The following is a 26,073-nucleotide window of genomic DNA, read 5'->3' on the forward strand; positions in this document are numbered from 1 at the left end:
ACCGGCGGGCCATCCCGTCACAACGATCTCATCTGTGGTCGTCGCCAGTGCTGGGCGGGCTGGATCATCAGCTCGTGCAGCGCCCAGACCAGCGCATCCACCCGGTCGGGGCTGCCGCGCCCTTCATAGCCGCGCGGGGTCATGCGGCACATCTGGTCCTCCAGCGCGCCAAGGCCCCGCAGGTGGTGCACCCGCCCCTGTTCGTAAAGCGCCGCCACCGGCTCGGCCCGGGCGGCCTTGCCCTTTGCCGCCCGTACCGCCCGATAGGGCACCAGCGGATCAACCTGCCGCACCACGCTTTCCACCAGATCGCCACCCTGATTGACCTCGGCCACCAGCCGTTCGGCGCCGTGGCGCTCCATCGCGGCAATCGCGGCGCGGGCCCATTCGGCGGGGCTTTTGCCGGTGACGCTCGCATCCTCAAGCACATAGGCCTTCCAGTCGGCGGGTGGGCCGTCGGTGACCACCCCGGCCACCACGATGCCGCATTCGTCCGACCCGTTGTGCCCCGTCACTGGCGGATCGACCGCCACGACCACCCGCCCCAGCCGCGGCGCCCGATCCACCCGGCCGGCCTCAAGCCCCGCCGAGGTCCAGAGCGCACCTTCCGCATCCTCCAGCAGCTCCCCGTCCAGTTCCTGCCGGCCCAGCCGCGTTCCGGCATAGCGGTTCCGCACCTCCTCCAGGAAGCTCGCGGCCAGCCAGGCGCGGTTTGCCTCGGTCGCGGCATGGGTGCTCACCGTGCTCGCATTGCCCAGCACCTGCTTCAGCACCGCAACGTTGCGCGGCGTCGTCGTCACCACCTGACGCGGATGCTCGCCCAGCCGCAGCGCGAACTGCAACATGTCCCAGACGTCTTCGCCGCGCTTCCATTTCGCCAGCTCGTCCACCCAGGCGGCATCGAACTGCGGCCCGCGAAGGTTTTCCGGCTCATGCGCCGAAAAGGCCTGTGCCACCGCGCCGTTGGGCCAGACCAGCCTGCGCCGCGTCGCCTCCCACACCGGTTTGCGGTCCGGTGGGGAACAGGCAAGGATGCCGCTGTCGCCAAAGATCATCACATCGCGCACCTGGTCGAAGGTCTCGCCCACCAGCGCCACCCGGCGCGACCGCCCCGGATCCAGCGGTCGTGGCCCTTCCACCTCGGCCCGCACCCATTCGGCCCCGGCGCGCGTCTTGCCCGCGCCCCGCCCGCCCAGAATGACCCAGGTCTTCCAGTCCCCCTCGGGGGGCAGCTGATGCGGCTGTGCCCAGAATTCGAACAGCCACGGCAGCGCCATCAGCGCCCCGTCGCTCAGCCCGGCAATGAACTCATCCACCACCTCCGGCGCTGCGGAGGCGAGCCATCCTGCGCCCGATCTCATCGCGGGCCGACTGGAAGTCGAGCGCATAGTCATAGGCAATTCCGGCGTCCTGTCTGCGAAGCTGTTCAACTTTCTGCCTTTCCTGCATGGCTGTCTGAAGCGCCTTCTGGAACTCCTTGGCGTAAAGCTGCGCGTCACGCGCCGTCCTTGCATCGCCGTCCCTGGCTTCTTCGATGACCAAGGCGAAAACCTCCGCCGCGGTCCGGTACAGCAAAAGGGCCTCCGAAAGCATTGCCTCGGAAGAGCCCGCCTCATTCACGGGAACCAGTACTGTCATGTGTTGTTAAACCCGCCTCTCATGCCTGCCCCGCACGAGCCGAAATGAAAAAGCGGCGCCGGGTTTCCCCGTGCCGCTTGCCCACTTCTCCTAGCTTGCCATGAGGTATACCTCAGAGCGTGCGCCGAGTCAACAACAAACTTTCAGGTTGTATCCGCTACTCGGCCGCCTCGGTTTCCTCCACCACGGCTCCGGTCTGCGGATCGCTTTCGATCCCCCGCGCCGCGCGTTCGCGCTCGATCTCGCGCCAGCGGGCCACGGCTGCGTTATGCTCCTGCAAAGTCACGGAAAAAGCGTGCCCCCCGGTGCCGTCGGCCACGAAATAGACATAGGGCGTATCATCCGGGTTCAGCGCCGCCTCGATGCTCGCGCGGCCCGGATTGGCGATCGGCGTCGGCGGCAGGCCGTCGATCTGATAGGTGTTGTAGGGCGTGCGCGCATCCAGTTCGCTGCGCCGCAGACCCCGGCCCAGCGTGCCCTCGCCATTGGTGATTCCATAGATCACCGTCGGGTCGGTCTGCAGCCGCATTCCCTGATTCAGCCGGTTGACAAAGACGCTGGCCACCTGCCGCCGTTCGTCCGCAACCCCGGTTTCCTTTTCGACGATCGAGGCGAGGATCAGCGCCTCCTCGGGGGTCGAAATCGGCAGCCCCTCGGCACGCGCCTCCCACAGATCGCTCAGGATGCGGGTCTGGCGCGCTTCCATCTCGGCCAGAAGCTGGCCCCGATCGGCGCCGCGGCGCACTTCATAGCTGTCGGGCGCCAGCCGCCCCTCGCCGGGAACGGCCGCAATCTCGCCCTGCAGGAACTCGGCCCGGCGCAGCGCATCCACCGCCTGCCAGCTCGTGGCCCCCTCGGCCAGCGTCACGCGGAACCGCGTGTCATCGGCCTGGGCCACGTCCAGATAACCGTCCGGCACCGGGTCGGTGGCCGGGTTGAACTTGATCGTCTCGACATAGCGCGCGGTTTCCGGGTCAAGCTCGCGCACCACCATCTCGGCCACGACAACCCCGATGCGATAGTTGATCTCGGTGCCGCAGGTCGAGGCGCCGCCGCGCGTGATGACGTCCAGAACCTCTTCCATCGAGGCGTGGGGCGGCACCAGATAGCTGCCGAACCGCAGGTCCGAGCGTTCGGCGTAACGGGCACCGATGCGGAAGATGGTGCCATTGCTCACCACACCCTGCTCCTGCAACTGCTCGGAAACGCGGGCCAGATTGGCCCCGCGCTCGATCCGGACGCAGGCCGATTGCTCCAGCGGCCCCGGAATCACGAACTGCCGCTGCCCCCAGGCCACAAGCCCGCCCAGCAGGAACAGCAGCACCACGAACAGCGTCAGGGCGTTGGATGCGATGTGGCGCCACATCAGCCCGTCACCCGGCCAAGAACCAGGCTGGCGTTGGTGCCGCCAAAGCCGAACGAGTTGGACAGCGCCACGTCGATCTTGCGCTGCCGCGCCGCATTGGGCGCCAGGTCAAGCTTCGGCTCCACGGCGGGATTGTCCAGGTTGATCGTCGGCGGCGCGATCTGGTCGCGGATCGCCAGCACGCAGAAGATCGCCTCCACCGCGCCGGCCGCCCCCAGAAGATGCCCGATCGACGATTTGGTCGAGGACATGGTCGCCTTGGCCGCCGCATCCCCCATCAGCCGCTCCACCGCGCCCAGCTCGATCGTGTCGGCCATGGTCGAGGTGCCATGGGCATTGATGTAATCCACCTGATCCGGGGTCACGCCCGCCCGTTTCAGCGCCGCCTGCATCGAGCGATAGCCGCCATCCCCATCCTCGGACGGGGCGGTGATGTGATAGGCGTCACCCGACAGGCCATAGCCCAGCACCTCGGCATAGATCCTGGCGCCGCGGGCCTTGGCATGTTCGTATTCCTCCAGCACCACGACGCCTGCGCCTTCACCCATCACGAAGCCGTCGCGGTCGGCGTCATAGGGCCGGCTGGCCTTGGTGGGATCCTCGGCGCGTTTGGTGGACAGCGCCTTGCAGGCATTGAAGCCCGCGATACCGATTTCCGAGATCGGGCTTTCCGCGCCGCCCGCCACCATGACATCCGCATCGCCGTGGGCGATCAGCCGCGCCGCGTCGCCAATCGCATGGGCGCCGGTCGAACAGGCCGTCACCACGGCATGGTTCGGCCCCTTGAAGCCGTAGCGGATGCTGACCTGACCCGAGATCAGGTTGATCAGCGCGCCCGGAATGAAGAACGGCGACACCCGCCGCGGCCCCTTCTCCTTGATCAGCAGCGCCGTTTCCGCGATGGTCGAAAGCCCGCCGATACCCGATCCCAGCATCACGCCGGTGCGCAGGCGGCTTTCCTCGTCCTCGGGCATCCAGCCGGCATCCTCGACCGCCTGCTGCGCCGCGGCCATGCCGTAAAGGATGAAGTCATCGACCTTGCGCTGCTCTTTCGGCTCCATCCAGTCATCGGGATTGAAGGTGCCATCCGACCCGTCGCCGCGCGGGATTTCGCAGGCATAGGTCGTGGCAAGATGGCTTGCGTCAAAGCGGGTGATGGTGCGCGCGCCGCTCTGGCCGGCCAGCAGGCGCCGCCAGGTTTCCTCCACTCCGCAGGCCAGCGGCGTGACCATTCCCAAGCCAGTGACTACCACCCGACGCATCGGCATCTCCCAATTCCTGTGACCGGCGCTTGATACACGCCCTACCCCTGCCGCGCAATAACGCCCAGGGTGGCGGCGATCAACTGCGCGGCAACCAGCGCAGATTGTCCGTCGATGTCGCGTTCGGGCATGAACTCCACCAGGTCGAAGGCGGCGATGCGGGCCCGCGCCGCCACGCCGGCAATCAGATCCAGCGCCTGCCAATAGCTCAGCCCGCCCGCGGTGCGCCCGATCACCGCCGGCATGATCGCCGGATCAATCGCGTCGCAGTCGAAGCAGATGATGACCTCGGCGCCCTCGGGGATCAGATCCAGCGCCGCCTGAACCCCGCGCCGCGCCACCTCGGCCGCCGGAACGAACTGGACGCCCCAGTCGCAGGCATCGCGGTAGTCCTGCGCCCGGGCCGAGCCGATGCCCCGCTGCCCCACCTGGATGATCCGCTCCACATGGCCCATCTCGCTGGCCCGCCGCATGGTCGAGGACAGGCCCAGCCGTTCGCCCTCTACCGCGTCGCGCCAGTCGATATGGGCGTCGATCTGCAGGATGGTATAGCGCCCGCGCCCGGCAAAGGCCTCGAGCATCGGGATCGGCAGGCTGTCGTCGCCGCCCAGAAGCAGCGGCACCACATCCTGATCCAGCAACTGCGCCACCGCATCGCGGACCAGCGCCCGGTTCTCCGCCCCGGCGCCATCCACCGTTGCCAGATCGCCGCAATCCACAGCCGCACCGTCATGAGGCAGGGTCGGCGCACCCAGGTCGAAGTTCATATGCGCAAGGTTCGCCGCATAGGCCGCGCCCCCGGCCCGGATCGCCGCCGGACCATTCGCGCAATAGGCCCCGACCGACGGATAAGAGGTTACCGCCCCCGCCCCCAGGATCGCCACCCGCGCGCCCCGCGCCGCCTCGATCCCGACGCGCGGCAGGCCCAGAAACCCCTCGGACGCCGCCGCCCCGAACATCTTCCCCAGATCCGCCATCCCGATTCCCTCTTCCCAGATCCCTTCCGCGGCGCTTTCCGGCGGGGTCCTGCTGCCCCTCTGCCTCCGGACGCGAAGCACCTTGCCGGAACCCTCGCCACAAATCCCGCCAAGAGCAAGGGCTCTGGCAGGAAGCCGCGCCTCGGTTCGCCGCAGCCCGGCCGCTGCCCCTTCCGGCCACTCAGGCCGTCCCGCGCAGGCCAAGGCCGTCCCGCGCGGCGTCACAGGCCCGCCCTAGCCCCGCTCGGCGCCGTGGCCGCGTCGGAAAGCACGGGGCCGGTGCCCCTCGCCGCGCGGCAAAACAAACGTCGTGAAAAAGCACAAAAAAATCACCGGCCTGATCTGCATCAAGGCACGGGGTCGCGGCATCTGATGTTGTCGGCAACAGACCAGCGCACCCCGATCCCCCGCGCAAAAGCCGACCGAAGACTGCCGCCCGAACGACAAAGCTGACGATCCTGCCCGACCACCCCGCCCGATCCATGCCATCCGCTGCCCGCACATCCTGCCCCTTCCCCTGCCCGAGGACCGAATGCGCCTGACGACCCGCACCAATCTTGCCATGCGCACGCTGATGTTCTGCGCCATCAATCCCGACCGCAGCGTTCGCAAACAGGATGTCGCCGAGGCCTGCAACGCGTCGGAAAACCATCTTGCCCAGGTGGTGAACCAGTTGGCGCAGCTTGGTTTCCTGACCACCCAGCGCGGCCGCAACGGCGGGATCGCGCTTGGCCTGCCTCCTGACCGGATCAACGTCGGCACGCTGTTTCGTGCCTTCGAATCGGGCCTGCCCTTCGCGGAATGTTTCGGCGCCGACGAAAACCGCTGTCCGCTTGCGCCAGCCTGCCGACTGCGCGATGCGCTCGGCGCCGCGCTCGAGGCCTTCTACGGCGCGCTGGACAGCATCACCCTTGCCGATCTGGTGGACAGCAACGACCCGCTCACCGCGATCCTGACGCTGGACAAGCCCGCCTGCACCAGCCGCCCGGCCTGCCGCGCGGCCTGCTGATCCCGGGGCGGCTTCGGGCACGACACCTTGCCCGAAGCGGGCCGGCCCGTGCCGCGGCATCTCGTCCCGGGCCCTCACCCTCGGCCAGAGCCGCCTGCACGGCGCCCCATCAGCGGCCCGGGGCAGCCAGGCCCAGCGCGGCCGGGCCCCGGATCCGCGCGCCCCGCGTCAGGGCTGCCCAGCCTGGCCTCGATCGGCGCGCCAGAAGGCTCCCTTTCGGTGCCGCCCGGGCACCGACAGGGCCGGTCCGCAGCTTCGGCAGCCCGCCGCCACGAAGAAACCGCCACCCCGCAGCCCGCCTGTTCCCCGGGGGCACGAACCCCGGAGGCGGCAGGCGGCGCACCTCAGACGCGTTCCGGGTCGCTCACCTCGGTGGCCTGGCGCATCCACATCGCGGCATAGCGCCCACCCCGCGCCAGCAGCGCCTCATGCCCGCCCTGTTCGACGATCCGGCCATCCTCAAGCACCACGATCAGATCGGCATCCACCACGGTGGACAGACGATGCGCGATGGTGATGACCGTGCGGCCTTCGCCCATGGCGCGCAGGCTGTCCTGGATGTCATGTTCGGTCTGGCTGTCCAGCGCGCTGGTCGCTTCGTCCAGCAGCAGGATCGGCGGATCCTTGAGCAAGGTGCGCGCGATGCCCACGCGCTGCTTTTCCCCGCCCGAAAGCTTGAGCCCGCGTTCCCCCACCGCTGTGTCATACCCTTCGGGAAGGGAACGGATGAAGTCATGGATGCGGGCCGCCCGGGCCGCGGCGATGATCTCATCCTCGGTCGCGCCATCACGGCCATAGGCAATGTTGTAGCGGATCGTGTCGTTGAACAGCACCGTGTCCTGCGGCACCACGCCGATGGCGGCATGCAGGCTGTCCTGGGTCACATCGCGCAGATCCTGCCCGTCGATACGCAGCGCACCCCCGGTCACGTCGTAGAACCGGAACAGCAGCCGCCCGATGGTGGATTTCCCCGCCCCCGAAGGCCCCACGATCGCCACGCGCTGCCCGGCACCCACCGTCAGGTCCAGGCCCTTCAGGATCGGCCGCGCCGCGTCATAGCCGAATTCCACCGCGTCAAAGCGCACCTCGCCGCCGGTCACGCGCAGGGGTCTTGCGCCGGGACGGTCGGTCACCTCGGGCGGCTGGTCCAGCAGGGTGAACATCTCGCCCATGTCCACCAGCGCCTGACGGATTTCGCGATAGACGGTGCCCAGAAAGTTCAGCGGCATCGTGATCTGGATCATGTAGGCGTTGACCATCACGAAATCGCCCACCGTCAGATCGCCGCGCTGCACCCCCATCGCCGCCATGACCATCACCACCACCAGCCCGCCGGTGATCAGCAGGGCCTGCCCGAAGTTCAGGAAGGCCAGCGACAGGTTGGTGCGCACCGCCGCTTCCTCGTATCCCGCCATGGCCGCGTCATAGCGCGCCGCCTCGCGGGCTTCGGCGTTGAAATAGCGCACTGTCTCGAAGTTCAGCAGGCTGTCGATCGCCTTCTGGTTCGCGTCGGTGTCGGAATCGTTCATCGCCTTGCGGATCCTGACCCGCCATTCCGTCACCCGCAGCGTGAACCAGACATAAAGCGCGATCGTCGCCACCACGGTGGCCAGATACCAGATGTCGAACAACCAGAAGAAGATCACCCCGATCATCGCCAGTTCCAGCACCAGCGGCCCGATCGAGAACAGAAGGAAGCGCAGCAGGAAATCGACCCCCTTGACCCCGCGCTCGATGATCCGCGACAGGCCGCCCGTCTTGCGGGTGATGTGATAGCGCATCGAAAGGCGGTGGATATGGCCGAAGGTCTCCAGCGCGATTCGGCGCAGCGCGCGCTGGCCGACGCGCACGAAGATCACATCCCGCAACTGCTGGAAGCCCACGTTCATCAGCCGCGCCAGGCCATAGGCCAGCGTCAGCCCCACCGCGCCCGCGGCCAGCATCCATGCCTCGCCCTCGCCGGCCAGCGCATCGACGGCCGCCTTGAAGAACAGCGGGGTAATGACCGCGACCAGCTTGGCCAGAACCAGCGCCGCCATGGCCCCCAGGATGCGCCGCCGCGCCCAGCCGTCGCCCCGCGGCCACAGATAGGGCGCAACCCGCACCAGCACGCGGCGGGCGCTGTGGCGGCTGTCGGATGACGATGGGTCTGCGGTGCTGGCGCGGCGCATCAGGTTCTCCCGGGTAAAGGCCGTGACCCTAATCGCGGGCCGCAGCTTTGACCAGCGCAGCAAGATGCTTGCGCAACGGCGCCGGGCGCGCTACCGATTGTTCAACCCAAGGGGTATGCGCCCGGGTCACGACCACCGTGACGGTAGCCCGGCGCCGCAGACCTGCCCCCGGGCAGACGGTCATTTCGAGGTTGACATGGCATTACCGAGTTTCACGGGACTAACTGCGCACCAGATTTCACGCCTGCAGAAAGTCGTCATCCGGCGCGAGCCACCCCCCCGGCCCGAAGCCGACCAGACACAGCCCGAAACGCGAGATACGCCGGCCGGTTCAGGCACGATTGGCAGATAATCGCTCATGCTGCAGGGTTTTGCTGGTCAGAGCCCCGCGTCGCTGCTATTTCCTACCATTATGATAGGGATCGGGCGTCCTGACTCCTGATCCCGGCGCCCCCGGGATGCAAGTCCACCACTCACGCAGTTCTCCCCGGGGGCGCGCTTTCCGTTTAGGCCGATGCCGTCTTCTGTCAGGCCGATGCCGTTTTCCCGATGCCGTTTTCCGTCAGGCCGATGCCGTCTTCTGTCAGGCCGGCGCCGTTTCCCGTCAGGCCGGCGCCGTCATGAGTCTCCCTCCTCCGAAATCGCAACTCGCTTCCCTGGGCGCCGCGCTGGCCTGGCAGCCAGAGGCATGCCGCCCCCTGGGCCGTGCCGTTGCACAGGCGCCTGTCGCATCTTGCGCCCCCTTCCGCCCGCCCGGGCCACGGGCGCGGCAAGGGCGGCCCGCCGGCGCCGCGTGACGCCTGCCTCCGGCACAGCCGGCGCCGCGTGACGCCTGCCTCCGGCACAGCCGGCGCCGCCAAGGCCGTGCCCCGTCAGCGCCCCGTCAGCCGCAGGATCCGGCGCCGGGCATGCAGCGCCGGTGGCCGGCCGCCCACCCGCCCGAAGCGCTGCGACCGACGCCTCTGCCAGTGCCACCAGATCGCGCGCGCGGGCGTCTGCCAGTGCCGCCAGATCGCGCAGGCGGGCGGATGTGATGCGGTCAAAGCCGATCATGCGGCAGGCCCGGCACCAAGCTCCTGCACAAGGCCGCGGCACCAAGCTCCTGCACAGCATCCCTGACACCGCCCCTGCCCGAAGCTGCCCTGCTTCAACGCGGGCTGCGCCCCCCGAACCGATCTCCGGAACCGATCTCCGGAACCGGGGCTGTCCGCGCAGCCGGTCGAAGTCTTCCGCCCGCAACATCCCTCGCATGTCGCTGCATCATTTCTGAGCAGAACTCCGCCACCCTTCGGTTTAGTGACTGGACATCCGGCAATCAGAACGCGATCAAGGGCTGTGATCCGTGATCTGGTGGCGAGTGTAGATGATGAAAGACTTGGTTCAGTATCATCCCGTGGGCGTGCTGGCGGGAAACGGTCATGTCTCGATCGAGGCGCAGCCCTTCCTTCCGGTACGCTACACGTTGAATCTGTCCGAGCTGGACGGTGATCTTCGGGCCGAGGGCCATCTCAGCGGCGATCCCGCGCGGATCGCGCAGTGTCGCCACCTGGGCGACAGCGCCATCCTTGCCCTTGGCACGGGCGAGAAGATCGCGCTGCGGCTCATCGAGGTGGACAGCTTCGGCCGCGCCCGGATCGAGAGCACCGGCAGCCTTCCACAGTTCTAGCTTCCGCCCTTCGCAACTGACCCGCATGGCCGCGCATCTGCGGTCAGCCCCGCCTCGGGCAGATCGCCCCCATGCGGGGCATGACGGCGCGCCTTCTTCCGGTTTTCCGGCGCGGCGGTCAGGATGCCCCTGCGCCCCGCCATCGCCTGCTGGCCGAGCGCGGCTGGCCCAATGCGGCTGGCCCAATGCGGCTGGCCCAGTGCGGCTGGCGCGGGGCGGCTGGCGCGGAAGCTCCGATATCCGGCATCGGGCAGGCCCTGCGCGCGCAGCACCAGCCTGCCGCACGCACGGCACGTGACCCGATCGCCCCCTCCGGCGCGCTGTTCCCTGCCGGGTCGGGTGCGCGCCCCCTGATCCCGGAGGCGCGCACCGTCAGTCAGGCATGGTGAATATCTGGCCGGGATAGATCAGGTCCGGGTTGCGGATCTGGCTGCGGTTGGCCTCATAGACCCGCAGGTATTCGATGCCGCGCCCATATTCGGCGCGGGCAATGCCCCAAAGCGTGTAGCCCGGCTGCACGGTGATCGCGCGCAACTGCATGCCATCGGGCGGCAGGTCGGGGCTGACGGCGGCCAGCTGCGCCGGATCCTCGCGCTGGAAGGGTGTCTCGTAGCGGGAAACGACCGTGCCCTCGGCGTCCAGCTCATCGATGCGCAGGGTATAGACGCCCTGCGCGACGCCTTCGATCGCAGCCGTCCAGTCGCGACCGGGCGTGATCTCGGCCGTGGTCACGTCCTGGTTGTCAAGGTAAAGCCGCACATGGCCCTCGCCCGTGGCGCGGCCCGCAAGCTGCACCTCGCCGTCAAGGCCATAGGTGATCGTATCGACCACGACATTGTCGGCCGGGCCCGCCCCCAGAAGCCGCACCCCTTCGGCATCGGCAAGAAGCACCGCGGTCGCCCCCGCGCCCGCCTCGGCGACGGGATCGGCCGCTGCGCCGTCAGGCCCGGCCGCCGCCGGGACGCCCACCGCCCCCGCCTCGGGCCGGGCGCCGGCGGCCTCGGCCAGGACGGAGGGCGCAGGTTCCGCGGCGGCAGAGGCCGGATCTGCCGATTGCGCCGGATCGGCGGGCGTCGCAGAGCCTGCCAGTTGCGGGAGGGCCGGTTGCGCGGGGGCGGCTTCCGGGGCGGTCGGCTCCGGGGCGGCCCGCTCGACGACCGCCGGATCTGAGGACGTTCCCCCACTGTCGGCCGGCCCCGAGGCTGCCGCCTCTGCCGTTGCCAGCTCCGACCCGGCGTGCGGCAGGGTCGGGTCTTCGGCACCGTCGCCGGACGGCGCCGGCTCGGCCAGGGCAGCCACCCGGGGCGCGAGGATGACCGATTGCTCGGCCATCAGCATCTCGTCCCCCTCCAGCGCGAGGCCAAGCGTCAGGACCCGGGGCGCATCCGAGGGCGCAACATCGAACATCGCCACAAAGGCCCCCGAAGGCGCGGCCGCCACGCGCGCCGCCTCGGCGCCGTCGATCAGGATCGCCACCTCGGCACCCGGCGCGGCAAAGCCCGCCACCAGGGTCGCGCCATCGGGCCCGTGGCGCACCGTGTCGAAGCGCGGCGGGCGCGGGGCCTCGGGATCGGCCGGCGCGGCCGCAGGGTCGGGCCCGGTGGCCGGCTCGGACATCGGCACCGGGCTGTCGGCGCCGCCCTCGCTCTCGGCAGGGGCCAGCGCCGCCGTCACCTCGGGCGTGGGGCGGGGCAGCGCCAACCAGGCCCAGAGCGCGACCGCCACAACGGCAACGCCCGCACCCACCAGCCCCGCCCCGACCATTACCGGAAGCCGCCGCACCTTTGCCGCCTGATCCTGCCCTGCCATCGTCCCGCTACCCCCGCAGCCATTCCTCGGCGGCAGCGCAAATCCGCCGAACGCCTTGAGCCCTGCCAGAAGTGCCGATAACACGGGCTCAAAGCAACTGAAATCGCAGCAGCAGGACGCCCATGCCCGATCACCGGACCCCCCTTCACTCGATCTGTGTCTACTGCGGATCGCGCAACGGCGCCGATCCTGCCTTCCGTGCGGCAGCCGCCGATCTGGGCGCGCTGATCGCCGAACGCAACTGGCGGCTGGTCTATGGGGCGGGCGACGTGGGCCTGATGGGCGAGGTGGCACGCGCCGCGCAGACCGCCGGCGCCGAGACCTTCGGCGTGATCCCCACCCATCTTCTGGCGCGCGAAAAGGGCAAGCGCGACCTGACGCGGATGATCGTCACCGAGAACATGCACGAACGCAAGAAGGTCATGTTCATGAACTCGGACGCGATCGTGGTGCTGCCGGGGGGCGCGGGCACGCTGGACGAATTCTTCGAGGTGCTGACTTGGCGCCAGATCGGCCTGCATGAAAAGCCGATCTTCCTGCTGAACACCAATGGCTACTGGACCCCGCTCGCCGCGCTGATCGATCATGTGATCGCGGGCGGCTTTGCCGAGCCTGACCTGCGCGGGCTGGTCGGGCTGGTGCCCGATGTCGCGGCACTGGACATGGCGCTTCAGGTGGCGCTTGCGGCGCGGACCCCGGCATGAAGCGCATCTCGCAGCCGCTGCGCGACCCGGGGTTCGTCCAGAACCCCTATGCCTTCTATGACCGGGCGCGGGCGCTTGGCCCGCTGGTCTACTGGGAAGAGTACGGCATGGCCTGCGCGCTGAGCCATGCCGCGGTGAACCAGATCCTGCGCGACCGCCGCTTTGGCCGCGAGGAACCCGAGGAGACGCGCAGGCCGGTTCCGCCCGCCCTGGCCCCCTTCTATGCCGTCGAGGCACATTCGATGCTGGAACTGGAGCCGCCGCGCCACACCCGGCTGCGCGGGCTGGTGCTGCGCGCCTTCACCTCGCGCCGGATCGCGGCCCTGGCCCCCGAGATCGCGACGCTGAGCCATCAGCTGATCGATCCGCTGCCCGACAGCTTCGATCTGCTGCCGGTCTTTGCGCAGAAGCTGCCGGTCATCATCATCGCCCGGCTTCTGGGCGTGCCCGAGGCAATCTGCGATGATCTGCTGCGCTGGTCGAACGCGATGGTGCGGATGTACATGCCCGGGCGCAGCGCGGCCGATGAACAGGCCGCCGTGGCTGCCACGGAAAGCTTCGTGGCCTTCCTGCGCGCCCATGTCGAGGACCGGCGCCGCAAGCCGGGCGACGATCTGATCACCCATCTGATCGCCGCCGAGGAAGAGGGCGAAAGCCTGTCCACCGACGAGTTGATCGCCACCTGCATCCTGCTTCTGAACGCCGGGCACGAGGCGACGGTCCACAGCCTTGGCATTGCCGTCAAGACGCTGCTCGAGGCGGGAACCGGGCCGGAGTGGCTGGCGCCGGACCTGATCGAGGATACGGTCGAGGAATGCCTGCGCCTCGATCCGCCATTGCATCTGTTCCAGCGCATCGCCTATGACGAGATCGAGGTGATGGGCCATGTGTTCCGGCGCGGCGACCGCGTGGCCTGCCTGCTGGGCGCCGCGAACCGCGATCCGCGGATGTGGGACGAGCCGCACCGCTTCAACCCGGCGCGCCCGCGCAAGACCAACCTCGCCTTCGGCAGCGGATTGCATTTCTGCGTGGGCGCGCCGCTTGCACGGCTGGAACTGCAGGTGGCGCTGCCGATCCTCTTCGCCCGCCTGCCCGACCTGCGCCTGGCCGCACCGCCCGCCTATGCCGACAGCTACCATTTCCACGGCCTCTCGGCCCTGCACCTGACGCGCGGCTGAGCCGCCCGTCATGACGCCGCGGCGGCCCACCCCCCGGGTGACGCCCTGCCGTCGCGGCCACGGGGGCGGTGCAGCGGAACCGAACCGGTGCCCGCTGGGGGCCGGGCCTGGCCCTCAGACCAGCCGCCGCGATGGCAGGCGCGGACCGGATGCGGCGGAAACGCCCGGCACCGCACGAAGGAGGGACGGCCCTGCAGTCAAGGGCGGGGGCGCTCCCGCCCGTCTTCACCGCCTGCGGCGGTTCATCCCGTTGGGCCGGGCGCCGCCTGCGGCGGCGCGGTGGGGGCCCGGCACGTCCGGGGAGCCGGAAGCGGCCGGACGCCACGGCGGCCCGGGGCGCAGCATGGCCCGGCGGTGGTGGAGCCTGCCGCGGGATCCCGGGCGGAGGCCGCGGGCGCGACGGGCGGAGCGGCGGCGGGCTGCGTCAGCATCACAACGCCTGTCGGGCGGCAGCGCGCTGGCGGCCCGGGGCGCAGCATCGCCGGCGGCGGTGGAGCCTGCCGCGGGACCCTGGGCAGAGGCGGCGGGTGCGACGGAGCGGTGCAGGAGCGGGCGGTGCAGGAGCGGACGGCTCAGGAGCGGGCGGTGCGGAGGGGCGGTGCAGGAGCGGGATGGGCAGCGCGACCCGGCCTCTCGCGCCCGAGCGCGGCAGCGCGGCAGCGCGGCAGGGCGCGCCTACAACGGCAGCAGGGTTGTGGACTTGATCTCTTCCATCGACAGCAGCGCAGTGACATTGAAGATCCGCACTTCGGAAATCAGCGCCTGATAGAAGCTGTCATAGGCCCGCGCATTGGGCACCCGCACCTTGAGGATATAGTCGATCTCTCCGGCCAGGCGATGCGCCTCCTGCACCTCGGGGCGCGCGCGCAATGCGGCGAGGAACTTCTGCTGCCATTCGGCCTCATGCTCGCTGGTGCGGATCAGCACGAAGAAACAGGCGTCCAGCCCCAGCGCCTCGGCGTCGAGAATGAAGGTCTGGCGGCCGATGACCCCCGCCTCGCGCATCTTGCGGATCCGATTCCACACCGGCGTCTTGGACGAGCCGACCTTGCGCGCGATCTCGTCCAGCGACTGGCCTGCATCCTCCTGCAGTTCGGCCAGAATTTTCCGATCCATGTCGTCCAGCCGGACTGCCATTCCACGCTTCTCCCCATATCGGAACAGTGATCGTCCTTGTGGCGGATTATGGAACAACCATCCTTATCCGCAAGCCCTTATGGCGCAATGAGGGGAAAATATCCTACATTGCGATAGCAAACCAACCTGCCCCCAGCCGAAAGGTGCGACCGCCATGAAGCACTTCCCGATCTTCCTCAACGTCGAGGGCCGCCGCATCGTGGTGGCGGGCGGGGGCGATGCGGCCATCGCCAAGCTGCGGCTCCTGCTCAAGACCGAAGCGCGGCTGACCGTCTTTGCCGAAGACCCGGCGCCGGAAATCGAAGCCTGGGCCGACGCCCGCCGCCTGACGCTGCACCGTCGCGCCTTCGGGCCGGGCGATGCGCTGTGCGCCGCCCTTGCCTATGGCGCGGCCGAAGATGCGGCGGAAGATGCGCGCGTGGCCGCCATCGCCCGCGCCGAGGGCGCGCTGGTCAATATCGTGGACAACCTGCACGACAGCGCCTTCATCACCCCCGCGATCGTGGACCGCGATCCGGTGGTGGTGGCGATCGGGACCGAGGGCGCGGCCCCGGTGCTGGCCCGCAAGATCAAGGCGGACCTGGAAGAACGGCTCTCGCCGGTTCTGGGCACGCTGACGCGGATCGGCAAGGCCTTCCGCCATGCGGCGGATGCGCTGCCGATGGGCCGCAAGCGCCGCGATTTCTGGGCCGCCTATTACGACACCGACGGTCCGCGCGCCTTTGCCGAAGGCGGACAGGAGGCGCTGCGCCCCACACTGGAACGCCTGCTGGACCGGCACCTGAACGCGGCCGCGCGCGCGGGCCATGTGGCCATCGTCGGCGCCGGCCCGGGCGATCCGGAGCTTCTGACCCTGAAGGCCCGCCGCCTGCTGGACGAGGCCGATGTGGTGATCCACGACGGGTTGGTCACGCCCGAAATCCTGGAGCTTGCCCGGCGCGAGGCGTTGCTGATCTCGGTCGCCAAGGAGGGCTATGGCCCCACCACCCCGCAGGCCGAGATCAACCGCCTGATCGTCGAACACGGGGCCTCGGGCGCGCAGGTCGTGCGGCTGAAGGGCGGCGACCCGGGGGTCTTTGGCCGGCTGGACGAGGAAATCGACGCGCTTGAGGCGGCAGGCGTCGCCTGGTCGCTGGTGCCGGGGCTGACCGCGGGCGCGGTGGCGGCGGCGGCCGTGGGCCAGGGGCTGACCCGCCGCGGGCGCAATGCCTCGGTCCGGATCCTGACCGGGCATGACATGCAGGGCTTTGCCGATCACGACTGGCGCAGCCTTGCCACGACGGGCGAGGTCGCGGCGATCTACATGGGCAAGAAATCCGCCCGCTTCATCCAGGGCCGGCTGATGATGCATGGCGCCAGCCCCGATACGCCGGTGACGGTGGTGGAAAACGTCTCGCGCCCCGATCAGCGCGTGGTTCCCGCCACCCTTGCCACACTCCCGCAGGCCGTGGCCGAGGTGCCGGGCCCCGCCATCCTGCTTTACGGCCTTGCGCCCCGTGCCCAGGCCGCCGCCCTGTCCGAACTGAAAGAGGCCGCGCAATGAGCCGTCGTTTCACGCCCAAAGTCGTTACCGCCAACGCGCTGCTGGAAGGCGATGTCGTCTATCTGACCGAGGATGACCGCTGGACGCGCCACCACCACGAGGCCGAGCTGATCGAGGACGAGGCCCATGCGACGCTGCGGCTTCTGCATGCGCAAAGCCAGCCGCATGTGGTCGTGGGCCCCTATCTTGCCGATGCCGTGGCCGGCGACAATGGCCCCGAGCCCACGCATTTCCGCGAAGCCTTCCGCACCCGCGGCCCGTCAAACTATCCGCACGGCAAGCAGGCCGAGGCCGCAGGCTGAGCGAGGAGAGAGCCAGATGTACAGCTACAACGAATTCGACGAAGCCTTTGTCCGCGAGCGCGTCGCCCAGTTCTCCCAGCAGGTCCAACGCCGGATCGACGGCAGCCTGACCGAGGACGAGTTCAAGCCCCTGCGCCTGATGAACGGGCTTTACCTGCAACTGCATGCCTACATGCTGCGGGTCGCGATCCCCTATGGCACGCTCAACAGCCGCAAGATGCGCCAGCTTGCTTACATCGCCGAACGCTGGGACAAGGGCTATGGCCATTTCACCACGCGCCAGAACATCCAGTTCAACTGGCCGAAACTTCCCGACGTGCCCGCGATCCTGACCGCGCTGGCCGATGTGGAAATGCATGCCATCCAGACCTCGGGCAACTGCGTGCGCAACGTGACGGCCGACCATTTCGCCGGCGCTGCCGCCGATGAGATCGCCGATCCCCGCCCCGTGGCCGAACTTCTGCGCCAGTGGTCCACCGATCACCCGGAATTCCAGTTCCTGCCGCGCAAGTTCAAGATCGCCATCACCGGCAGCCCGAACGACCGCGCGGTGACGAAATCGCATGACATCGGTCTGCGGATGGTGCGCAACGCGGCGGGCGAACCGGGCTTCGAGGTCATCGTGGGCGGCGGCCTTGGCCGGACGCCGATGATCGGCAAGGTGGTGCGGGACTTCCTGCCCAAGGCCGATCTGCTGCCCTATGTCGAGGCGATCCTGAGCGTCTATAACTCGTTCGGGCGGCGCGACAACAAATACAAGGCGCGCATCAAGATCACCGTGCATGAAACCGGGCTGGACCAGATCCGCGAGATGGTCGAGGCGCGCTTTGCCGAGATCCGCCCCCAGTTCAGCGGCGTCGATCAGGAGCTTCTGGCCGAGATCGAGGCCGCCTTTGCCCCGCCGCAGTTCCGCACCGCGCCTGTGGATGCCTATGACGCCTTCTACAAGGCCGACCCGGTGTTCCGCGCCTGGGCCGACACGAACCTGTCGCAGCACCGCAATGACGGCTATGCGATCGTGACCATCAGCCTCAAGGCGCATGGCGCGACGCCGGGCGACGCGACGGCCGAACAGATGCGCGTGATGGCGGATCTGGCCGAACGCTATGGCCATGACGAATTGCGCATCAGCCACGAACAGAATGTTATCCTGCCGCATGTCCACAAATCCGACCTGCCGGCGGTGCATGCCGCGCTGGCGCAGGTGGGGCTGGCCACGGCGAATGTCGGGCTGATTTCCGACATCATCGCCTGCCCCGGCATGGACTACTGCGCGCTGGCAACCGCCCGGTCGATCCCGGTGGCGCAGCAGATCGCGCTGCGCTTCGACGCGTTGAAGCTGGAACATGACATCGGGCCGCTGAAGCTCAAGATCTCGGGCTGCATCAATGCCTGCGGCCACCATCATGTGGGCCATATCGGCATCCTTGGCCTCGACCGCGCCGGCGTGGAGAACTACCAGATCACGCTGGGCGGCGACGGCACGGAAACTGCCGCCATCGGCGAACGCGCCGGCCCCGGCTTTGCCTATGACGAGATCGTCCCCTCCATCGAACGTCTGGTCCATGCCTATCTGGAGCATCGCGAAAGCCGCGAGGAAACCTTCCTTGAGGCTTATCGCAGGCTCGGCGTCGCGCCCTTCAAGGCGGCGCTTTATCCCGATGAAGGCAAACAGGATGCCGCGTGATACCACACTCGCACCCGTTGCCGAACGGGTCGCCGACCTGAACGATCGCTACCGCCACCATGCGGCGGTGGCGGTGCTGGAACATGCGCTGAGGGATCCGCAGGTGGGGCGTATCGGGCTGGTATCGTCCTTCGGGGCGGAATCGGTGGTGCTCTTGCACATGATTTCAGTCATGGCGCCGCAGACGCCGGTGCTGTTCATCGACACCGAGATGCTGTTTCCCGAAACGCTCGTCTATCAGGCCGATGTGGCGCAGAAGCTGGGGCTGTCCGATATCCGCACCATCCGCGCCAGCCGGGCGGCGGTGGCGGCGCATGACCCGGATGGCCTTCTGCACCAGACCGACCCGGATGCCTGCTGCGCCTTGCGCAAGACCGAACCGCTGGAACGTGCGCTGGGCGATTTCGACGCCTGGATCACGGGCCGGAAGCGGTTTCAGGGCCAGACGCGGGAAACCATCGACTTCTTCGAGGCCGAAGGCGATCTGCGCATCAAGGTCAATCCGCTGGCGCACTGGACGCGGGACGACCTGCAGGACTATATCGTCAACAACCGCCTGCCCCGGCATCCGCTGGTGGCGCAAGGCTATCCCTCGATCGGCTGCGCGCCCTGCACCAGCCCCGTCAAACCCGGCGAAGATCCCCGCGCGGGCCGCTGGCGCGGGCAGGACAAGGAAGAGTGCGGCATCCATTTCATCAACGGCAAGGTCGTCCGCGGCCCGCTGCCGAAAACGACCGGAGAGACCGCAGCATGAGCGTGATCGTCACCGACGAAGGTTTCCGCCCCGACGACTGGACCGGCGGCTTTGCCCCTTTGGGGGAACGCAGCGGCCCCCAGGCGCTGGACCTGCCCGCCGATACCGACCCCGAAACCCTGCGCGGCCAGCTCGAGGGCGTGGAGCTGATCCGCGTCGCCTTCCCCAGCTTTTCCAACGGGCGCGGCTTTACCATCGGGCGCTGGCTGCGCACCATGGGCTATGAAGGGCGGCTGCGGGCCGCCGGCCATGTGATCGCCGATCAATATGCCATGGCGCGCCGGGTCGGCTTTGACGAGGTCGAGATCAGCGACGAGCTGGCCGCGCGCCAGCCGGCCGGACAGTGGCAATATCGCGCCGACTGGCAGGCGCATGACTATCAGTCGCGGCTGCGCGGCAATCCGTCCCCTTTCCCCCGTAACGCCTGAGCGTTAGAACGACCTGAATCAGAGGCGGGGCGCATGCCCCGGATGCCACATGAACCAACAGACTTCCGTGCAACCGGCCGTGAAAACCCTTCCCGATGCGCAGACGGTCACCGCCGTGCGCCACTGGACCGACGATCTGTTCTCGTTCCGGGTGACGCGGCCGCAGTCGCTGCGGTTCCGGTCGGGCGAATTCGTGATGATCGGCCTCCTGAAGGAGGACGGCAAGCCGCTCTTGCGCGCCTATTCGATCGCCTCGCCCTCCTGGGATGACGAGCTGGAGTTCTATTCGATCAAGGTGCAGGACGGCCCGCTGACCAGCCGGCTGCAGCATATCCAGCCGGGCGACCAGATCATCCTGCGCCCGAAACCCGTGGGCACGCTGGTTCTGGACGCGCTGCTGCCGGGCAAGCGGCTGTGGCTCTTTGCCACCGGCACCGGCATCGCCCCCTTCGCCAGCCTGATCCGCGACCCCGAAACCTATGAACGCTATGACGAGGTGATCCTCACCCATACCTGCCGCGAGGTTGCGGCGCTGGAATATGGCCGCCAGCTGGTCGAGGAAACGCTGAACCACGAATTCATCGGCGAGGATGCCCGCGCCAAGCTGCGCTATTTCCCGACCACCACGCGCGAGCAAAGCCCGCAGATGGGCCGCATCACCGATCTGTTGCGGTCGGGCGAAGTGTTTCAGAAGCTGGGCATCCCGCCGATCAGCGCCGAGACCGACCGCGGCATGGTCTGCGGCTCGCTGGCCTTCAACCTGGAGATCAAGGAGATCCTCGAAGGCTTCGGCCTGCACGAGGGGGCGAATTCCGAACCCGCCGAATATGTGGTGGAAAAGGCCTTCGTCGGCTGATCCCCGCCGCCGGGGCGCCGGCCGCCCTGAACGGGCCTCGGCGCTTCCGGCATCGGCACCGCATCAGCCGCACGGCGCCGCCCCGGATCCCGCTATCGCGCGGGGCCGGACCGCCTTGGCCCGACGGATGCGGCACCGGGCTGCGGGGCCGGATCCCGGCCGGGGAGCCGCAGCCCCCCTTTCGGGCGCGTTACCCTTGGCGCCGGGCTTTCACACTTCATGACATGCGCGTGACAGCGGCCCTTGCCGCGGGGACCGGCGGTTGCCCCGCGCGGGTGCGGGTTACATAACGGCCTGACCTGTTGTCCGGGTTTCCGGCCCTTGCCGGACCTGCCGCCCGGGCCAGCCGGCCCCAGGCCCCGGATCGCCCCATGTCAGAGGATATTCATGAAATCGCTTGTTCTTTGTGCCTCGCTGGCCCTGCTTGCCGCCTGCGCGGGACCGACGACGCTGACCCCGGCCGAACGGCAACTGAGCGCGCTTTGCGCCGAGGGCGACGGCGCCGCCTGCACCGCGCTTGACCGGCTGAACCGCCCGCGCCCCTGAGCGGCACGGCATGCGACGGCCCGGACCCGACCGCGCGACCGGCGTGGAAGGCCGGGCCGCGCGCCCGTCAGGCCCTTCCCCCCGGCGGCGCCGACCTGATCGCCTCTGGCTGCCCCGGATCTGCCGCGGCGGGACCGGCCCCGCCGCCGTCGCGGCGCCCGGAAGAAACCGCCGCAGGGGGCAGATGGGCCAGGGCCGCCCCTTCGGCCAATCCCGGCCTCGGACGCGCCCGCCGCAAGATGCCCTGCACGGCAGAGCATCTGCCGTTCTCGGTTCAGGGGGCAGGCGCTCCGGCCGGGAATGAGCGTCGCAAGCCCGCGAAAGCAGCCCCATCCGGCCGAAGCCACCTGCCCTCCGCCAAGCCGACGGCCGCCGCCGCGCCGCGGACCAAGGCTCTCCGCCGCCCCGCAGGCGCCCTGCCGCCAACACTCTGCCGCGCACCCGCCGGCGGTTCAGCGCCAGGCACCCGTTGGCGGGCCGCCGCCACTGCCAGGGACGGATGACGCCGCGGTGCTTGACCCGATGGTGCCGCGCCGGGCTTTGACGACCGGTTCGGCCGGATGTGGACCCTCTACCCCCCTCCTGCGCGCGACGTTTCGCTGCGGCAACCGCGATGTGGTGCAGATGAGAAATACGCCGTCACTGGCCCCGGGGGTTGCGGCGCGACCTGGCCCGCCGGTGCAAGGTCAGGCACGGCCCGGCGGGCGCACCACCGGCAACACTCTGCCGCGCGTCTCCCGCGCGTCTGCCGCGCGTCTGCCGCGCATCTGCCGCGCGCGCGGAAGCGGATCAACCGGACGGGGGCCAGGCCATTCCTCGGGCGCCGAGGGCCGAACCCCGCGTGGCCCTCCTGACGCAAGGACCGGCGCCGCCCTCCGCAGCAACGACGAAGGGCCGCGGCGGTTGCCCGCGCGGCCCTTGATGCCCTTGCCGGCGGTCCGGCCTTAGCCGACCAGTTCGAGGCCCGAGAAGAAGAAGGCGATCTCGATCGCCGCGTTCTCGGCCGAATCCGAGCCGTGGACCGAGTTTTCGCCGATCGACAGGGCGAATTCCTTGCGGATCGTGCCCTCGGCGGCCTCGGCCGGGTTGGTCGCGCCCATCACTTCACGGTTCTTTGCCACGGCGCCTTCACCTTCCAGCACCTGCACCACGACCGGCTCGGAGGCCATGAATTCGCACAGCTCGCCGTAGAAGGGGCGCGCGGCGTGAACTTCGTAGAACTTGCCGGCCTGGGCCTGGCTCAGATGAATGCGCTTCTGCGCGATGATGCGCAGGCCGGCCTCTTCGAACTTGGCGTTGATCTTGCCGGTCAGGTTGCGGCGGGTCGCATCGGGTTTGATGATGGAAAGGGTGCGTTCAGTGGCCATTGTCGCCTCGTGCTGCTGGGGGCTGTGCCCCGCTGTGGAAAACCGGCGCCCTGCTAACACGGGCGGCGGGGCTTGAAAAGGTGATCCGGCATCCGGGCGGCCGGCGGCCCGCGACCGGGCGCGCCCGCTCCGGGCGGCGCGATGCGCCCCGCCGGGCAACAGGGGCAGCGCCCGACGCCGCTGCCCGTCGCGCCGGCCGCCCGGAACCGGGACCGTGCGGTCGCCAGCGGCCGGGCGCCCGCGGATGGCAAGCGCCGGGGCCTTCACCCCCGCCGGACCCCGGGGCCGCTGCCCCGCCCCGGTTCCGGGCGTGCTGCCCCCCGCGCCATCGGCACCCCCGCCTGCCCGCGCGCAACGCAGGCATCGGCCGCCCCCCCCCGCACGCGCTGCCCGCGATTGACGGCGCTGCGGCAATGGTGCAGGGGGTGTCCATGCTCACCATACGCGACATCACCTATTCCGTCGAAGGCCGTCCCCTGTTCGAGGGGGCCAGCGCCATGATCCCGACCGGCCACAAGGTCGGGCTTGTCGGCCGCAACGGCGCCGGCAAGACCACCTTGTTCCGCATCATCCGCGGCGAACTGGCGCTGGAGGGGGGCGAGATCAGCCTGCCCGCCCGCGCCCGCATCGGCGGCGTCGCGCAGGAGGTGCCCTCGTCCTCCACCTCGCTGATCGAGACGGTGCTCGCCGCCGATACCGAACGCGCCAGCCTGATGGCGGAATCCGAAACCGCGACCGACCCCGCGCGTATCGCCGAGATCCACGCCCGGCTTTCGGATATCGACGCCTGGTCGGCGGAAGGCCGCGCCAGCTCGATCCTGCGCGGGCTGGGCTTCGAACCCGAGGACCAGCTGCGCCCCTGTTCGGATTATTCCGGCGGCTGGCGGATGCGCGTGGCGCTGGCGGGCGTGCTGTTCGCCCAGCCCGACCTGCTGCTGCTGGACGAACCGACGAACTATCTCGACCTTGAAGGCGCGCTGTGGCTGGAAAGCTATCTGGCGAAATACCCGCACACGGTCATCATCATCAGCCATGACCGCGGCCTGCTGAACCGAGCGGTGGGCGCGATCCTGCATCTCGATGACCGCAAGCTCACGCTTTATCAGGGCGGCTATGACACCTTCGCCCGCACCCGCGCCGAACAGCGCGCCGTGCTGGCCGCCGAGGCCAAGAAGCAGGAGGCCCGCCGCGCCCATCTGCAAAGCTTCGTGGACCGGTTCAAGGCCAAGGCCTCGAAGGCCAAGCAGGCGCAAAGCCGCGTCAAGATGCTGGAGAAGATGACGCCGATCACCGCCCCGGAGGAGGCCGCAAAGCACGTCTTTACCTTCCCCGCCCCCGAGGAACTGTCGCCCCCCATCATCGCGCTGGAGGATGTGGCCGTGGGCTATGACGGCAAGGCGATCCTGCGCAAGCTGAACCTGCGCATCGACCAGGATGACCGCATCGCCCTGCTGGGCCGCAACGGCGAAGGCAAATCGACGCTGTCCAAGCTGCTGGCCGGCAAGCTCGAGCCGATGGGCGGCAAGACCACCCGATCGTCCAAGCTGCGCATCGGCTATTTCGCCCAGCATCAGGTGGATGAACTGCACCTCGATGAAACGCCGCTGCAACACATCATGCGCCAGCGCCCGACCGAGGGCCAGCCCCGCCTGCGCGCCCGCCTCGCCGGCTTCGGCCTGATGGCCGCGCAGGCCGAAACCGAGGTGGGGCGGCTTTCCGGCGGGCAGAAGGCGCGGCTGTCGCTGCTGCTGGCCACGCTGGATGCGCCGCATCTTCTGATCCTCGACGAGCCGACCAACCACCTCGACATCGAAAGCCGCGAGGCGCTGGTGAACGCGCTGACCGATTATTCCGGCGCGGTGATCCTTGTCAGCCACGACATGCACCTTCTCAGCCTCGTGGCCGACCGGCTGTGGCTGGTCAAGGGCGGGGCCGTGGCGCCCTATGAGGATGACCTGGAGACCTACCGCAAGCTTCTGCTGCAAAGCGACGATCCGAAGCCGGACAAGCCGAAGCCCGAGAAGAAGCGCGCCAGCCGCGACGAGATGCAGGCGCTGCGCAGCGAGGTCCGCAAATGCGAAGAGCGTCTGGGCAAGCTGAACGACATGCGCGACAAGCTGGCAAAGAAGCTTGCCGATCCGGCGCTTTACGAACCCGCGCGCATCGGCGAGATGGAGACCTGGCAGAAGAAATACGCCGAGGTCATGGAAGGGCTCGACCGCGCCGAGGCGCTGTGGCTGAAGGCCCAGGAACGGCTGGACGAGGCCGAAACGTGACCAGCGGGCGCCGGGCCGGAAGAAGGCTCCGCGCCAGAACGGAGCCCCGGGTCGGAACGGAGCGGCCCGGCGGAACGGAGCGGCCCGGCGGAACGGAGCGGCCCGGCGGAACGGAGAGCCGGGCCAAGAGGCCATGCTTGGCCGGAACGGAACCCCCGGTCGGAACGGAACCCCCGGTCGGAACGGAGCAGCCAACTGAAACCGAGCGCCCCGCCGGAACACAGATCCCGGACCGCACGGGGCATCAGGCCGGAACGGGATGCGGCGGTCAAACAGCGCCCACGCCCGGAACGGCGCACCGGCCCGGAAAGGCACGCCCGACCCGAACGCATGCCGGACTCGAACGGCATGCCTGCCGCGATCTGCCCCATTGGAACGGCGCGCCGGGCCGGAATGTCACCCGGGCCCGGCAGAGCGGACCGCCGCGCGCCGGCCTGCCGGTGATCGTGCCGGCAAGGCTGCCACGCCCGCCCGCTCCCCCTCTCCCTGCGCATGCCCCCTGTTCGGGCGAGGCTGCCCTGTTGCACCCGTTTGCGCCGTCCCGCGCTCCGGCGGTCCCATTCCTTGCGCCTGCCGCCGGTCCATGCGTCCCCTCGCGGCACCGCCCGCGCCGTCCCGTCCTCCGGCGCTTTGTCTTGCGCGCCGCAGGCATCACGGCGGCCTGCGGCACCCGGCACTGCCAGCCCTCCAGCCGTCACCGCCCTTCCTTGCATCCGCCGACAGTCCACACGCCGCACCGCAGCCTTCCGATCGGCCTCCCGGCTTCCTGCGCCACACCACGTCCCATCCTGCCGCTGCGGTCACCGCGTTGCGTCCGGCCACATCTCCGCCCGCTGCACATGGCACTGCCGCAGTTGACCCCGGTTTCCCATGCCCCCCAAGCGCCACCCCCCGCCGCCCGGCGCTTGATCCCCTCGCTCGGAAGTCGCCGCGATCGCAGCCTCCAGGCCACGGGCGCAGCGCCAACCCGTCCCACTGCAAAAGGCCCGCGCGTTGCACGGCACTACAGCGCAACCGGCCCCTCCCCCCACGGCCCCGGCGTCCCGGTCCAGACCCGCCGCCCCCTGATCCCTATGTCCGGAAGGCGCAGCAATCGCAGCCACCAGGCCAAGGGCCGCCCCGTATGGCCAGGCGACGACGACAGACATCCCGGCAGCAACCGCCCCCTCCACGAGAGCCCCGCCCACACCACATCGGCGCGCCCGGCCAGAGCGCGCGCCCGAGGCGCGGCTCGCGCGCCTCGCCGCTGCTCCGCCGGCCCGACCAGCCGCACCCCCACAAGCCCCGCGCCAACGCCCGCCCCTCGATCCGCGTCCCACCGGCCCATGGCGCGAGGAGGGCGCGGGGCCGGTGCGGGCTCGATGCCCGCGCCGGCCCCATCCCCCCGCGCCTTCGGA

At 69.3% G+C, this 26,073-nt stretch carries 21 protein-coding genes; 12 read left to right on the forward strand and 9 right to left on the reverse strand.

Going from position 1 to position 26,073, the window contains the following annotated elements; all coding sequences use genetic code 11:
• Window positions 1–17 precede the first annotated feature (17 nt).
• The 5 genes from ACFQXB_RS12445 to ACFQXB_RS12465 all read right to left on the reverse strand — a co-directional run bounded on the left by ACFQXB_RS12445 (window position 18) and on the right by ACFQXB_RS12465 (window position 5,243).
• Window positions 18–1,361: a DNA-packaging protein gene (locus tag ACFQXB_RS12445; RefSeq protein ID WP_377404124.1), complete on the reverse strand. Its 1,344-nt coding sequence runs from the start codon at window positions 1,359–1,361 to the stop codon at window positions 18–20.
• Window positions 1,309–1,638, reverse strand: coding sequence for a hypothetical protein (locus tag ACFQXB_RS12450; RefSeq protein ID WP_377404127.1), 330 nt, complete (start codon window positions 1,636–1,638; stop codon window positions 1,309–1,311). The genes ACFQXB_RS12445 and ACFQXB_RS12450 overlap by 53 nt, the downstream gene beginning before the upstream one ends.
• A gap of 157 nt (window positions 1,639–1,795) precedes the next feature.
• Window positions 1,796–3,004, reverse strand: coding sequence for an endolytic transglycosylase MltG (gene mltG, locus ACFQXB_RS12455; RefSeq protein WP_377404130.1), 1,209 nt, complete (start codon window positions 3,002–3,004; stop codon window positions 1,796–1,798).
• Complete coding sequence (gene fabF / locus ACFQXB_RS12460) at window positions 3,004–4,266, reverse strand: beta-ketoacyl-ACP synthase II (protein WP_377404133.1); 1,263 nt, start codon at window positions 4,264–4,266, stop codon at window positions 3,004–3,006. The genes mltG and fabF overlap by 1 nt, the downstream gene beginning before the upstream one ends.
• A 41-nt stretch (window positions 4,267–4,307) precedes the next feature.
• Window positions 4,308–5,243, reverse strand: a complete 936-nt coding sequence (locus ACFQXB_RS12465; RefSeq protein ID WP_377404136.1) for an arginase family protein — start codon at window positions 5,241–5,243, stop codon at window positions 4,308–4,310.
• 532 nt (window positions 5,244–5,775) lie between these two features.
• Here ACFQXB_RS12465 and ACFQXB_RS12470 point away from each other — a divergent pair.
• The gene (locus ACFQXB_RS12470) at window positions 5,776–6,252 is read left to right on the forward strand and encodes an RrF2 family transcriptional regulator (protein ID WP_377404139.1); all 477 of its coding nucleotides are present in this window, start codon (window positions 5,776–5,778) and stop codon (window positions 6,250–6,252) included.
• A gap of 344 nt (window positions 6,253–6,596) precedes the next feature.
• Here ACFQXB_RS12470 and ACFQXB_RS12475 read toward each other — a convergent pair whose 3' ends face one another.
• On the reverse strand, window positions 6,597–8,423 hold the full coding sequence (locus ACFQXB_RS12475) for an ABCB family ABC transporter ATP-binding protein/permease (protein WP_377404142.1): 1,827 nt from the start codon (window positions 8,421–8,423) through the stop codon (window positions 6,597–6,599).
• Between the two features lie 1,363 nt (window positions 8,424–9,786).
• On the opposite strand from ACFQXB_RS12475, the gene ACFQXB_RS12480 reads away from it, so the two are divergent.
• A complete protein-coding gene (locus ACFQXB_RS12480; RefSeq protein WP_377404145.1) occupies window positions 9,787–10,089 on the forward strand; it encodes a hypothetical protein in 303 nt (100 codons plus the stop codon).
• 372 nt (window positions 10,090–10,461) lie between these two features.
• Here ACFQXB_RS12480 and ACFQXB_RS12485 read toward each other — a convergent pair whose 3' ends face one another.
• Window positions 10,462–11,898, reverse strand: coding sequence for a LysM peptidoglycan-binding domain-containing protein (locus ACFQXB_RS12485; protein ID WP_377404148.1), 1,437 nt, complete (start codon window positions 11,896–11,898; stop codon window positions 10,462–10,464).
• Between the two features lie 122 nt (window positions 11,899–12,020).
• On the opposite strand from ACFQXB_RS12485, the gene ACFQXB_RS12490 reads away from it, so the two are divergent.
• The gene (locus ACFQXB_RS12490) at window positions 12,021–12,602 is read left to right on the forward strand and encodes an LOG family protein (RefSeq protein ID WP_377404151.1); all 582 of its coding nucleotides are present in this window, start codon (window positions 12,021–12,023) and stop codon (window positions 12,600–12,602) included.
• Entirely contained in the window at window positions 12,599–13,780 is a 1,182-nt protein-coding gene (locus ACFQXB_RS12495) for a cytochrome P450 (protein WP_377404154.1), read from the forward strand. The genes ACFQXB_RS12490 and ACFQXB_RS12495 overlap by 4 nt, the downstream gene beginning before the upstream one ends.
• 675 nt (window positions 13,781–14,455) lie before the next feature.
• Here ACFQXB_RS12495 and ACFQXB_RS12500 read toward each other — a convergent pair.
• The gene (locus ACFQXB_RS12500; protein WP_377404157.1) at window positions 14,456–14,917 is read right to left on the reverse strand and encodes an Lrp/AsnC family transcriptional regulator; all 462 of its coding nucleotides are present in this window, start codon (window positions 14,915–14,917) and stop codon (window positions 14,456–14,458) included.
• 154 nt (window positions 14,918–15,071) lie between these two features.
• Here ACFQXB_RS12500 and cysG point away from each other — a divergent pair, with 154 nt between their 5' ends.
• The 7 genes from cysG to ACFQXB_RS12535 all read left to right on the forward strand — a co-directional run bounded on the left by cysG (window position 15,072) and on the right by ACFQXB_RS12535 (window position 21,033).
• Window positions 15,072–16,460 (forward strand): siroheme synthase CysG, encoded by a 1,389-nt coding sequence (gene cysG / locus ACFQXB_RS12505; protein WP_377404160.1) that lies wholly within the window; start codon window positions 15,072–15,074, stop codon window positions 16,458–16,460.
• On the forward strand, window positions 16,457–16,762 hold the full coding sequence (locus ACFQXB_RS12510; protein ID WP_377404163.1) for a DUF2849 domain-containing protein: 306 nt from the start codon (window positions 16,457–16,459) through the stop codon (window positions 16,760–16,762). Before cysG ends, ACFQXB_RS12510 begins: the two co-directional genes overlap by 4 nt.
• Window positions 16,763–16,778: 16 nt before the next feature.
• On the forward strand, window positions 16,779–18,449 hold the full coding sequence (locus ACFQXB_RS12515) for a nitrite/sulfite reductase (RefSeq protein ID WP_377404166.1): 1,671 nt from the start codon (window positions 16,779–16,781) through the stop codon (window positions 18,447–18,449).
• Window positions 18,439–19,203 carry a phosphoadenylyl-sulfate reductase gene (locus ACFQXB_RS12520; RefSeq protein WP_377404170.1) on the forward strand — a complete coding sequence of 255 codons (765 nt, stop codon included), beginning with the start codon at window positions 18,439–18,441 and terminating at the stop codon, window positions 19,201–19,203. Before ACFQXB_RS12515 ends, ACFQXB_RS12520 begins: the two co-directional genes overlap by 11 nt.
• Window positions 19,200–19,631 carry a DUF934 domain-containing protein gene (locus ACFQXB_RS12525; protein WP_377404173.1) on the forward strand — a complete coding sequence of 144 codons (432 nt, stop codon included), beginning with the start codon at window positions 19,200–19,202 and terminating at the stop codon, window positions 19,629–19,631. Before ACFQXB_RS12520 ends, ACFQXB_RS12525 begins: the two co-directional genes overlap by 4 nt.
• A 49-nt stretch (window positions 19,632–19,680) precedes the next feature.
• Window positions 19,681–20,487 carry a ferredoxin--NADP reductase gene (locus tag ACFQXB_RS12530; RefSeq protein ID WP_377404176.1) on the forward strand — a complete coding sequence of 269 codons (807 nt, stop codon included), beginning with the start codon at window positions 19,681–19,683 and terminating at the stop codon, window positions 20,485–20,487.
• A 387-nt stretch (window positions 20,488–20,874) separates the two neighbouring features.
• Window positions 20,875–21,033: a hypothetical protein gene (locus ACFQXB_RS12535; RefSeq protein WP_377404179.1), complete on the forward strand. Its 159-nt coding sequence runs from the start codon at window positions 20,875–20,877 to the stop codon at window positions 21,031–21,033.
• A gap of 944 nt (window positions 21,034–21,977) precedes the next feature.
• On the opposite strand, the gene ndk is transcribed toward ACFQXB_RS12535, so the two are convergent.
• Entirely contained in the window at window positions 21,978–22,400 is a 423-nt protein-coding gene (ndk, locus tag ACFQXB_RS12540) for a nucleoside-diphosphate kinase (protein WP_377404182.1), read from the reverse strand.
• A gap of 431 nt (window positions 22,401–22,831) precedes the next feature.
• Between ndk and ACFQXB_RS12545 the strand changes: the two genes are divergently transcribed.
• Entirely contained in the window at window positions 22,832–24,676 is a 1,845-nt protein-coding gene (locus ACFQXB_RS12545; protein ID WP_377404185.1) for an ABC-F family ATP-binding cassette domain-containing protein, read from the forward strand.
• Window positions 24,677–26,073 lie beyond the last annotated feature (1,397 nt).

Source organism: Halodurantibacterium daqingense (assembly GCF_042666235.1).
GTDB lineage: Bacteria > Pseudomonadota > Alphaproteobacteria > Rhodobacterales > Rhodobacteraceae > Halodurantibacterium > Halodurantibacterium daqingensis.

Bases quoted from the DNA above. Each gene is read 5' to 3' on its own strand.
- ACFQXB_RS12445 (WP_377404124.1), bottom strand. From the start codon at position 1,361: ATGAGATCGGGCGCAGGATGGCTCGCCTCCGCAGCGCCGGAGGTGGTG.
- ACFQXB_RS12450 (WP_377404127.1), bottom strand. From the start codon at position 1,638: ATGACAGTACTGGTTCCCGTGAATGAGGCGGGCTCTTCCGAGGCAATG.
- mltG (WP_377404130.1), bottom strand. From the start codon at position 3,004: ATGTGGCGCCACATCGCATCCAACGCCCTGACGCTGTTCGTGGTGCTG.
- fabF (WP_377404133.1), bottom strand. From the start codon at position 4,266: ATGCGTCGGGTGGTAGTCACTGGCTTGGGAATGGTCACGCCGCTGGCC.
- ACFQXB_RS12465 (WP_377404136.1), bottom strand. From the start codon at position 5,243: ATGGCGGATCTGGGGAAGATGTTCGGGGCGGCGGCGTCCGAGGGGTTT.
- ACFQXB_RS12470 (WP_377404139.1), top strand. From the start codon at position 5,776: ATGCGCCTGACGACCCGCACCAATCTTGCCATGCGCACGCTGATGTTC.
- ACFQXB_RS12475 (WP_377404142.1), bottom strand. From the start codon at position 8,423: ATGCGCCGCGCCAGCACCGCAGACCCATCGTCATCCGACAGCCGCCAC.
- ACFQXB_RS12480 (WP_377404145.1), top strand. From the start codon at position 9,787: ATGATGAAAGACTTGGTTCAGTATCATCCCGTGGGCGTGCTGGCGGGA.
- ACFQXB_RS12485 (WP_377404148.1), bottom strand. From the start codon at position 11,898: ATGGCAGGGCAGGATCAGGCGGCAAAGGTGCGGCGGCTTCCGGTAATG.
- ACFQXB_RS12490 (WP_377404151.1), top strand. From the start codon at position 12,021: ATGCCCGATCACCGGACCCCCCTTCACTCGATCTGTGTCTACTGCGGA.
- ACFQXB_RS12495 (WP_377404154.1), top strand. From the start codon at position 12,599: ATGAAGCGCATCTCGCAGCCGCTGCGCGACCCGGGGTTCGTCCAGAAC.
- ACFQXB_RS12500 (WP_377404157.1), bottom strand. From the start codon at position 14,917: ATGGCAGTCCGGCTGGACGACATGGATCGGAAAATTCTGGCCGAACTG.
- cysG (WP_377404160.1), top strand. From the start codon at position 15,072: ATGAAGCACTTCCCGATCTTCCTCAACGTCGAGGGCCGCCGCATCGTG.
- ACFQXB_RS12510 (WP_377404163.1), top strand. From the start codon at position 16,457: ATGAGCCGTCGTTTCACGCCCAAAGTCGTTACCGCCAACGCGCTGCTG.
- ACFQXB_RS12515 (WP_377404166.1), top strand. From the start codon at position 16,779: ATGTACAGCTACAACGAATTCGACGAAGCCTTTGTCCGCGAGCGCGTC.
- ACFQXB_RS12520 (WP_377404170.1), top strand. From the start codon at position 18,439: ATGCCGCGTGATACCACACTCGCACCCGTTGCCGAACGGGTCGCCGAC.
- ACFQXB_RS12525 (WP_377404173.1), top strand. From the start codon at position 19,200: ATGAGCGTGATCGTCACCGACGAAGGTTTCCGCCCCGACGACTGGACC.
- ACFQXB_RS12530 (WP_377404176.1), top strand. From the start codon at position 19,681: ATGAACCAACAGACTTCCGTGCAACCGGCCGTGAAAACCCTTCCCGAT.
- ACFQXB_RS12535 (WP_377404179.1), top strand. From the start codon at position 20,875: ATGAAATCGCTTGTTCTTTGTGCCTCGCTGGCCCTGCTTGCCGCCTGC.
- ndk (WP_377404182.1), bottom strand. From the start codon at position 22,400: ATGGCCACTGAACGCACCCTTTCCATCATCAAACCCGATGCGACCCGC.
- ACFQXB_RS12545 (WP_377404185.1), top strand. From the start codon at position 22,832: ATGCTCACCATACGCGACATCACCTATTCCGTCGAAGGCCGTCCCCTG.